An 8,919-nucleotide genomic window follows, 5' to 3' on the forward strand; every position below is an offset into this window, starting at 1 on the left:
GGCGCCCACTCGATCCGGAAACCGTGCCCGGCTGTGGGACATCCCACTGCGGGTCAGGACCGGACCCTGGTGTACGCGTTCACACTGCCGGCGGAGGGCAGCCCCGAGATGCGTACGACCGTGCCGGGACGGGCGGCCTCGATGATGTACCCGCCCCCGAGGTAGAGCTGGACATGGCCGAAGTCGTTGCTGAAGACCAGGTCGCCGGGCTCGAGCTGGTCACGGCCGATCCGGGTACCGACGCCGGCCATCTGGTAGGTGGTGCGCGGCAGGTAGACGCCGCCGGCCTGCCACGCCTTCATGACCAGGCCGGAGCAGTCGAAGCCGGGGTTGCCGGTGCCGCCCCACTGGTACGGCTTGCCGAGCTGCTGCTTCGCGAACGCGATGGCCGCCCACGGGTCGCCGGACGCGAGTCGCGGGCCCACGACCGGCCCGGCGGCGGGCTGTACGGTCGCCTGCGGCGGAGCCGCTCGGGACGCGGATTCAGCGGACAGCGGTCCCGACGCCAGCATGACGTCCGGCCCGGTACCCGGCACCGTGGTGGTGCGTTGCGACGGCGACTGGGCCATCACGGCGCTCACCGCCGCGATGGCGGCGAGCAGCACAGATCTGATCAGCATCCGCTCGGGGGAGCGGGTGGTCAGGGGATTGGGCATCGCGGTGGGTCTCCTCACCGTTGGTGTGGGGTGGCCCCGGCGTCCGGGGCACTTCCGGTCCGGCCGATCGGATACGGGTCGGCCGGTCACATCCGGTAGAGACGAACTCCGACAACGCGTCGCATCAGCGCGGCACCTGCCCGTACCGGGATCGCTGAAACTCCCGGCCGTAGTGGTAGCGGCGCTCCATAATGGACATCACTCGGATGGTTCCGTGGCCGCATCCGCGGTTTCGGGCTCGTCGCCGGACGGAGTGGCCGACGGCGTCGGGGTCGGCGACGAGAGCGGCGACAGGGACGGCGTCACCGGCGGCGGGGCGGGCGCCTTCGCGCCGGCGGCACCGGGTACGAGCAGGTTCGGGTTTCCGGCGGGGCTGGCGGAGACCATCATGGCGGGGCCGGTGCCGGTGCCGCCGACCGGGGAGACCGTAAGGGTACGGTTCGACCGCGGTGCCGGGGCCAGCGTGATGGTCGCCGCTGCGGCGGCGGCGAGCACGGCGACTCCGACCGACAGTACCGCCGGGCCGCGGATCGTTCGGGTGGCTGTCGGGCGTCGGCGGTCTGCGGGAACCGGCATGGCGGGTCACTCCTCGAAGACGCGCGGGTCTCCCCGGGCGTCCCCGGGGCAACACGATCCAGCCGGTCACGGGCGGTCGGCAGGGCACAGCCAGCAGGGACAACTCACATCCGCACAGCACGAACCATCGGCACGGTCGACCGTCGCCGGTCAGCGGCGCCGGTACGCCCGCCCGGTCAGGACTTGCCGGTACGGAGAACGCTAAACACCGCGCGCCGGCCGCTGATCCGTCAGCAGGGCGCCGACGACGGCGGCCAGGGTCGCCCCGCTGACGTGCGGCACGTCGAACACCGCCGGCCAGTGCGCCGGCGTGCGCCGTACCCATCCCGTCCGCAGCCCGGCCGCGGCGGCGCCGGCGCAGTCCCACGGGTGCACCGCGACCAGCGCCAGCCGGTGGACGTCGACGCCGAGTTCGGCGGCGGCGTACCGGTACGGCTCGGCAGCGGGCTTCCAGCGGCGCACCGCGTCGACCGAGAGGTTGCGGGTCACGTACCCGGCCAGGCCGGCACGGCTCAGCAGGCCCTGCACGACGTCGGCGGTGCCGTTGCTCAGCGTCGCCGCCGGAATGCCTGCCTCCCGCAGGATGCGCAGGGCCGGCTCCACGTCGGCGTACGCGTCCAGCGTGCGGAACGCCGCGAGCACGGCGGCCACGGCGGCATCGTCGACCCGCTCGTCGAGCGCGCGCAGCGCCTCGGCGGCCACGGCGGGAAACGGCTGGAAGCGGCCGAGGGCGGTCAACGCGAACCCGTCACGCAGCACCGTGGCGAACCACAGCGGTATCAGCTCCGGGTCCAGGTCGAGGTCGGCGAACGTCGGGCACAGCCCGTCGAGGGCGAACATCGTCTCGTTGACGTCGAAGACGACGGCCTCGACGGGGCTGTCACCCATAGCTGCGATTATCTACCGCGAGGCGGCACCGCTGCGTACCGTTTCCCCACGTAGGGAGGGTGACCGTGCGGCACGACCCGATGAAGGGCCGATCGGTGACCGGTCGCGTCCTCGCGGTGCTCGAGTCGTTTTCCGCGGACCGTACCCACCTGTCGCTGTCCGACATCAGCCGCCGCACCGGCCTGCCGCTGGCCACCGCCCACCGCCTGGTCGGCGAGCTGGCCGCCTGGGGCGCCCTGGAGCGCGACGACCAGGGGCGCTACCGGGTCGGCCTGCGGCTGTGGGAGGTCGCCGCGCTGGCCCCGCGCGGGCTGGGCCTGCGCGAGCTCGCCCTGCCGTTCCTGGAGGACCTGTACGAGGCCACGCACGAGAACGTCCAGCTCGCGGTGCTGGACGGCGCGGAGGTCGTCTACGTCGAACGGATCTCCGGACGCCACGCGGTCGGCGTGCTCAGCCGCGTCGGCGGCCGGTGGCCGGCGCACGCCACCGGAGTCGGCCTGGTGCTGCTGGCCCACGCCCCGACCGAGGTGCAGGAGAGCTTCCTGACCTCGCCGCTGGCGGCGTTCACCCGCAAGACCATCGTCGACCCGGCGCGGCTGCGGCGGGTACTGGCGGAGGTCCGCCGTACCGGTGTCGCCGTCAGCGACGGGCAGGTGACGCTGGACGCCGTGTCGGTGGCCGCCCCGGTGCGGGGCCCGGCGGGGCAGGTGGTGGCCGCGCTGTCGATCGTGGTACGGGCCGGCACGATCGAGCCGCCGACCCTCGTACCGGCCGTGCTGACCGCCGCGCGCGGCATCTCCAGGGCGATCAAACAGGCGAGCTGACGGCGCGACCAGGGTCACCAGGCACGCTGGCTGACCTCGGATCCTTCCATTCAGCGGAAGGGCCGTAGCGCCGGGGAGACGCCGACCCCGATCGTCGGTGGACACGGCTTCACGTAAGGAGCGTCACATGACTACGGCCTTCGCCCGCAACCAGTGGTACGTCGCCGCTTACTCGCAGGAGGTCGGCGAGGACCTGATGGCGCGCACCATCTGCGGTGAACCGATCGTCTTCTACCGGACCGGGGACGGCCAGGCCGTCGGGCTGGCCGACCGGTGCGTTCACCGCCGGTACCCGCTCTCACTGAGCCACCGCGACGGTGACCGGATCGTCTGCGGCTACCACGGCTTCACCTACGAGCCCACCGGCGCCTGCGTGTACGTGCCCGGCCAGACCCGCGTACCTCGCACGGCCCGGGTGCCCAGCTACCCGATCGTGGAGCAGGACTCGCTGGTCTGGATCTGGATCGGCGACGCCGCCAAGGCCGACGCGACCCGCATCCCGCGCGTACCGTACCTGGCCGCCGAGGGCTGGACCACGGTCCGCGGCATGGAGCCCCTCGCCGCCCGGTACAGCCTGCTGGTCGACAACCTGCTCGACCTGTCCCACGAGACCTACCTGCACGGCGGCTACATCGGCACGCCCGAGGTGGCCGAGACCCCGATCACCACCGAGGTCGACGAGGAAGCCGGGATCGTCCGGGTCAGCCGGCGCATGAAGGACGCCGAGTGCCCGCCGTTCTACGCGAAGTCGACCGGCATCACCGGCCGCATCGACCGCTGGCAGGACATCGAGTACTACCCGCCGTGCCTGTACACGCTGCACAGCCGGATCGCCCCGACCGGCGTGGAGCCGGGCCCGGACGGCGACGACAGCCGCGCCGCGCACGCCGAGATCGTGTACGCGATCACCCCGGAGACCGAGTCCAGCACGCACGACTTCTGGATGGTGGCCCGCGACTTCGCCGTCGACGACGAGGAGGTCTCCCGCTTCCTGGCCGAGAGCAACCGTACGGTGGTGCTCCAGGACGTGGTGGCCCTCAACGCCCTGGAGAAGGTCATCGCCACCGAGCCGGACGGCTACCAGGAGCTGAGCATCAACATCGACACCGGCGGGCTGGCCGCGCGCCGGATCCTGAAGCGGCTCGCCGAGGCGTCATGACGTCACCCGCCACCACCGACGCCACCGTCTACCGGGTGGTCTGGCAGCCCGGCTCGGACACGCTCGTGGGCGTGTGCCACTGCGGCGCCGAGCGCGACGCCGACGACCCGATCGAGGTCTGGCAGTGGCTGCTGTCCCACCCCGACCACGACCAGCCGTGACCGAGGCCTTCGAGGCCGACCTGACGGTCGCCTGTCCCTGATCACCCGGGGGGTTCGGGGCGTGACAGTGCCCCGAACCCCGGGTGATCACGGAAGATTCGCGCTGGGTGACGCCGACGGTGGGTCGGGAGTTCCCGTCGGCTCCGCAGTTGCCGCCGGCCCCGCGGTCGGTTGCGTTGGCGGTCCCGCCGCTGGTCCCGCCGTTGGTTCGGTGGCCTGTCCCGGCACCGGGGAGGAGTCGGGCGAGGCCGTACCCGACGGGTTCGGCGACCCAGGGGAGGCAGTGGCGGACGGGCCGGCGCTGCCCGAGGGGCTCAACCCGAGGTCCGCCGTGACGATCGCGAGAATGGCCGACTGGAACTTCTGGAGCTCGGCCTGGATCTGTGCGAGCGGTACGTTCTCGATGGTGTCGGCGAACGCCTGGATCTGCGCCCACAGCGCGTTCAGCCGGGCCATGGCGTCGGGGCTGAGCGCGTGCGGGATCGTCACCACCAACTGCTGGGCGAGCGCGAACGTCACGCACGAGATGCAGGAGTAGTTGACCGCCGCCGAGATGTTCTGCGGGACGACCACATCCGCCTGGCCGACGACCAGGACCACCTGGAAGGCCACGGCCACCGTCGTGCAGTCCCGGCAGCTCGCCAGCGCGTACGCCTCGTTGCGGTTGAGCGCACTGCCGTCGGTGACCCAGACCATCGCGAACGCGACGTCGTAGAGGGTCGATCCGTCCGTGGTGTTGACCGCGAGGGCCTGGTTGTCACCCGCCCCGGGTGCCTTCGGCGGGTTGAAGGGGAAGACCCACGTCGGACCGGCGCCCTGCTCGCGCGGGGCCATCACCAGCGCCAGGCGCGGGTGGTCCTTTGTGGGCGGTGCGGAGGTGGCGGCCCAGACGCTGGTACCGGCCGTGCGGACCTGACCGTTGCGCAGGCCGAGCGGCGCGTGGTGGGTGGCGGGGAGCGCGTCGAACACCGTTCCCCGCTCGTCTCCGCGCAGCGGCGTGTACCTGCCCTCGCGGGGCCACCAGGCCCAGCCCAGCAGCGCCACGACGGCGACGGCGAGGGCGGTGGCGAGCGCCCGCCGCCCCGGCCGGCCCTCGGTGGCCCGCCATACCTTCCCGGTCATCCGCCGGACCAGCCGCGCGGCCATCAGGCACATGCCGAGCAGCGGCAGCACGATCGCGAGTACCGACAACAGACGCACCCCGATGGCGGCGACATCACCCTGGTCGACGTCGACCCCCAGGGTCCGCCACTGGCGACCCAGGCTCTCCCAGGCGGTGGCGGCGACCCGCGGCAGCGACAACGCCATCAGTACGGTGCTCAGCAGCAGCAGCGGCACGACGACGAGCACCCACAGCGTCACGACCAGCCGCGCCCACGGCTTGAGCACCGTGGACTCCGGCTTGCCCCAGCGGGTGGGCAGCAGACCGAGCAGGGTGGGCTTGATGCGGGAGTACAGGTCGGGCACGCCGGTGAGGTCGGCGAGGATGTGGTACCCGTCGAAGCGCACGAAGGGCGCCAGCTGTCGCAGCATCTGCAGTACCTGGGCGGCGACGACCAGGAGGATCGCGTCCCAACCGGTGACGGCCCAGACGGCGAAAATCCCGACGGCGAGGATCGCGTCGAAGTACAGGCCGCCCAGGTCGACGCGGACCCGTCCGGCGCGCCCCAGCCGGTAGCTGTCGCTGACGTCGGTGTAGAAGGCGGGCCAGACGAGGTAGAGGCCGGCGCCCATCGCGCCCGGCGTGGCACCGCCGTAGCGGCACGCGGCGGCGTGCCCGAACTCGTGGAAGCCGGCGGACAGGACCGTGAGGGCCAGCACGAGCAGCAGTAGGCCGGGATTGTCGAACGCCTGCCGGGTACCGGACGCCAGCCCCTTGTGGAACAGGACCCAGCCGCTGACGGCGAGGAACAAGGCGACGACCGGTACCAGGATCGGGGCGCGGAACAGCGTGGCGAACGGACCGGTGACACGACGCGTCACCGCCGGATCGGACACCACGTACCGCAGCCGCAGCGCCAGCAGCGGATTCAGCGGCTTCACCGCCGGTTGCGTACCGTCCGCCGCGGCGAGCAGGCCCAGCGGGCGCAGCTTGGACTCGGCGAGCAGGCGTGCGTCGTCCGCGCTCACCAGGCGCCCGACCCTGGGACCGACCGCCGCCGCGAGCTGCGTGAAGTCCCGCCGCCCGTCGACCTCCTCCAGGATCAGGTACAGCAGCCGGGTCAGCTGGATGGTCTGCCCGTCGGCGCGCCGCACGAGCGCCGCAGGTTGCCGGTATCCCGAACCGGGCTGCTCACCCAGCAACTCGATGCCACGGGCCCGGACGGGCACGGTGTCCCCGTGCCCGTCCGGACGCGTGCCGGTTTCGTGGGCCGAGCCCGGGCGTTCCCGCGCCGGCGTGTCAGCGCCCGGGTCCGGCGCTGCCGGGGCGGACGAGGAGAGCACGCTCATCGGACGCGCTACTGCTCGATGCTCGACTTCTGGTCGGCCGTCGCGTCGGCAGTCACCCCGTCGAGGTGCTGGTCGATGATGGCCGTCTGGCTGGACACGGCGGTGGCTTCGGAGCCGATCGACCCGACGTTGGCCGCGACGGACGCGTCGATCGGCGCCGCGACGTTGGCGTTCGCGGCGACCGCGCCGTTGATCGGGGCCGCCAGATCGGCGTCGAGGTCGGCGTTGACGTTGATGTTGAGCAGGTCGCCGTTGAGCATCTGCGCGGGGTCGGTCGGCACCGCGCCGACACCGGCGGTCGGCGGGGTGGCGGAGTCCGCAGGCGCGGTACCGGGGTCGGCGGGCGCCGTACCGGGGTCGGCCGCGGCGGGCTGGGCCTGGTCGATCGCGCTGTCCTGCGGTGCGTGCGCGATCGCGTCACCGGAGATGCCCTGGTTGATGCTCACCGCCTGGTCGGACAGCGAGCCGACCTTGGAATCCACGGACAGGATGTTGGCACCCACGGCGGCGTTGATCGGCGCGGCGACGTTGGCGTTGGCGGCCACGGCGAGGTCGATCGGGGCGGCCGCGTGCAGCGCCAGGTCGAGGTCGGCGTTGAGGTCGAGCACGGACATGACCTCTTTCGGCGGCAGCGGGGTGGCCGCCTCCGCGGCGAGCTCGTCCGCGGTCAGGGGGGTCAGCTCGGGTTCACTCATCGGTCTCTCCGTTCCGGCACGGCGAAGGGTGTCAGTCATTCAGGAAGATGAGTCCCCGCGGCACCCCGCCTGAAACGGTGAAGCCTCACCCCAGGAGCCCGTGCGCGGCGTAGTACGCCGTCAGCGCGGCCTCGGCGCCGGAGCCGAACGCCGTCATGACGCGCTGGAAGCGGGCGCCGCGCAGGTCACCGGCGACGAGGATCCGGGAGTGCTGGATCTCCGGCGGGCAGTAGCCCGACCCGTCCGTGCGGAGGTCACCGGCGGGTACGACCGGGCGGCTGCCGAGGTTGAGGTACACGTCGCGACCGGTGTACCGGTGCCCGTCGGCCGCGTCGGCGTGCAGCACCCCGTACGGGTCGTGCCGCAGGTCGAGGTGCCCGGTCGGCAGCAGGACCACCCGCGGGTCGGCGCGGACCTCCTCGACCTTGTACGCCTCGGCCGGCGAGTACCGCACGAGGAGACGCATCGCCAGGTCCGGACGGGTGCGCAGCAGCGTGCCCAGCGGCCGGTCGGCGCCGAGTACGAGCGCTTGCGCGCCGGCCAGCGCCGACGGGTCGGCCTCCCACAGCGCCGGGGCGTCGACCTCCCGGTCCTGGCTGATCCACTCGGTCTCGGCGGCCGTCTGCGGCCGGGCGCCGGTGGCGACCACGGCGTACGGCGCCTCCAGCGACGAGCCGTCGTCGAGGTCGACGCGGACGTGGTCGTCGCCGGCGCGTACCGCGGTGACGCCCCGGCCGAGCCGTACGTCGCAGCGGTCGGCCGCCGTGACGTCGGCGCTCACGCGGTCCGCCAGGTCGGGGCCGTCGGCGAAGCCGCCCAGCACGTTGACCATGGCGGAGATGTGGCGCGGCTTGTGGCACAGCCGACTCGGCTCGATCAGGACGCAGCGCAGGCCCAGGCTGGAGGCCATGACGGCGGCGGCGCACCCGGCGGGGCCGCCGCCGACGACGATCAGATCGGTCTCCGGGGTCACGCGGTGCAATTGTTCCGCAGCGGGCCGGCGGTACCGCGAGGCAGGGTCAGGTCACGTCCACGGGAGCCAGCGACGGCGCAGCGCGGGTGTCGGAGAGGGCCGGGGGCGGCACCACCGGTGGTGACCGCGGGGCGCGCGGTCACCACCGGTCGGGGAAGTCGGCGCACGCCTGACGGGGCACGGTCGCCGAGGACTCCGCCGACCTCCCCCGTGGTCCGTGCCACCAGGTCGCCGGAGTCACCGTTACCCGCGCTGGCACTTCAGCGCCACGACAACGTACTGACGATGAGGGATGGCGCTACCAGACCGCTATCGCCCCGCTACCGCGATCGTCCGCGGTGCTCCGGCCTTCAGGCCGGGGGTGAAGCGGACCCTCTCGCGTAGCGGGGTAGGGAAAGCCGATCCGCAGTCAAGGCGGATAGGCGTCGGGGCCCTACGGTGATGCGAGTGGTTTGTCGTACGCCTGTGGCACGGTCACCGGTGTGCAGCTGCGTTACAACTTCCGTGTCTACCCGACACCCGGCCAGTGTGATGCA

At 72.7% G+C, this 8,919-nt stretch carries 9 protein-coding genes; 3 read left to right on the forward strand and 6 right to left on the reverse strand.

The window, feature by feature from the left end:
- Nucleotides 1-53: 53 nt before the first annotated feature.
- The 3 genes from Pme01_RS26460 to Pme01_RS26470 form a co-directional block, all read right to left on the reverse strand.
- Complete coding sequence (locus Pme01_RS26460; protein ID WP_168117646.1) at nt 54-656, reverse strand: C40 family peptidase; 603 nt, start codon at nt 654-656, stop codon at nt 54-56.
- 198 nt (nt 657-854) lie between these two features.
- The gene (locus Pme01_RS26465; protein WP_168117645.1) at nt 855-1,232 is read right to left on the reverse strand and encodes a hypothetical protein; all 378 of its coding nucleotides are present in this window, start codon (nt 1,230-1,232) and stop codon (nt 855-857) included.
- A 201-nt stretch (nt 1,233-1,433) separates the two neighbouring features.
- The gene (locus Pme01_RS26470; RefSeq protein ID WP_168117644.1) at nt 1,434-2,120 is read right to left on the reverse strand and encodes a haloacid dehalogenase type II; all 687 of its coding nucleotides are present in this window, start codon (nt 2,118-2,120) and stop codon (nt 1,434-1,436) included.
- 65 nt (nt 2,121-2,185) lie between these two features.
- Here Pme01_RS26470 and Pme01_RS26475 point away from each other — a divergent pair, with 65 nt between their 5' ends.
- The 3 genes from Pme01_RS26475 (at nt 2,186) to Pme01_RS26485 (ending at nt 4,264) form a co-directional block, all read left to right on the forward strand.
- Entirely contained in the window at nt 2,186-2,944 is a 759-nt protein-coding gene (locus tag Pme01_RS26475; RefSeq protein WP_239088480.1) for an IclR family transcriptional regulator, read from the forward strand.
- A 127-nt stretch (nt 2,945-3,071) separates the two neighbouring features.
- Complete coding sequence (locus tag Pme01_RS26480; RefSeq protein ID WP_168117643.1) at nt 3,072-4,103, forward strand: aromatic ring-hydroxylating dioxygenase subunit alpha; 1,032 nt, start codon at nt 3,072-3,074, stop codon at nt 4,101-4,103.
- The gene (locus tag Pme01_RS26485) at nt 4,100-4,264 is read left to right on the forward strand and encodes a hypothetical protein (protein ID WP_168117642.1); all 165 of its coding nucleotides are present in this window, start codon (nt 4,100-4,102) and stop codon (nt 4,262-4,264) included. Before Pme01_RS26480 ends, Pme01_RS26485 begins: the two co-directional genes overlap by 4 nt.
- An 87-nt stretch (nt 4,265-4,351) precedes the next feature.
- Here the strand turns inward: Pme01_RS26485 and Pme01_RS26490 are convergent, their stop codons facing one another.
- The 3 genes from Pme01_RS26490 to Pme01_RS26500 all read right to left on the reverse strand — a co-directional run bounded on the left by Pme01_RS26490 (nt 4,352) and on the right by Pme01_RS26500 (nt 8,383).
- Nucleotides 4,352-6,715, reverse strand: a complete 2,364-nt coding sequence (locus tag Pme01_RS26490; protein WP_168117641.1) for a hypothetical protein — start codon at nt 6,713-6,715, stop codon at nt 4,352-4,354.
- 8 nt (nt 6,716-6,723) lie between these two features.
- Complete coding sequence (locus Pme01_RS26495) at nt 6,724-7,410, reverse strand: peptidoglycan-binding protein (protein WP_168117640.1); 687 nt, start codon at nt 7,408-7,410, stop codon at nt 6,724-6,726.
- 85 nt (nt 7,411-7,495) lie between these two features.
- Entirely contained in the window at nt 7,496-8,383 is an 888-nt protein-coding gene (locus Pme01_RS26500) for an FAD-dependent oxidoreductase (RefSeq protein ID WP_203935887.1), read from the reverse strand.
- Between the last annotated feature and the right edge of the window lie 536 nt (nt 8,384-8,919).

The sequence above is a fragment of the Planosporangium mesophilum genome (assembly GCF_016863255.1).
Taxonomy (GTDB): Bacteria; Actinomycetota; Actinomycetes; order Mycobacteriales; family Micromonosporaceae; genus Planosporangium; species Planosporangium mesophilum.

What these genes read in the sequence shown, in the direction of transcription:
- Pme01_RS26465 (WP_168117645.1), bottom strand. Translation starts at nt 1,232, where the DNA reads ATGCCGGTTCCCGCAGACCGCCGACGCCCGACAGCCACCCGAACGATC.
- Pme01_RS26470 (WP_168117644.1), bottom strand. Translation starts at nt 2,120, where the DNA reads ATGGGTGACAGCCCCGTCGAGGCCGTCGTCTTCGACGTCAACGAGACG.
- Pme01_RS26485 (WP_168117642.1), top strand. Translation starts at nt 4,100, where the DNA reads ATGACGTCACCCGCCACCACCGACGCCACCGTCTACCGGGTGGTCTGG.
- Pme01_RS26495 (WP_168117640.1), bottom strand. Translation starts at nt 7,410, where the DNA reads ATGAGTGAACCCGAGCTGACCCCCCTGACCGCGGACGAGCTCGCCGCG.
- Pme01_RS26460 (WP_168117646.1), bottom strand. Translation starts at nt 656, where the DNA reads ATGCCCAATCCCCTGACCACCCGCTCCCCCGAGCGGATGCTGATCAGA.
- Pme01_RS26490 (WP_168117641.1), bottom strand. Translation starts at nt 6,715, where the DNA reads ATGAGCGTGCTCTCCTCGTCCGCCCCGGCAGCGCCGGACCCGGGCGCT.
- Pme01_RS26480 (WP_168117643.1), top strand. Translation starts at nt 3,072, where the DNA reads ATGACTACGGCCTTCGCCCGCAACCAGTGGTACGTCGCCGCTTACTCG.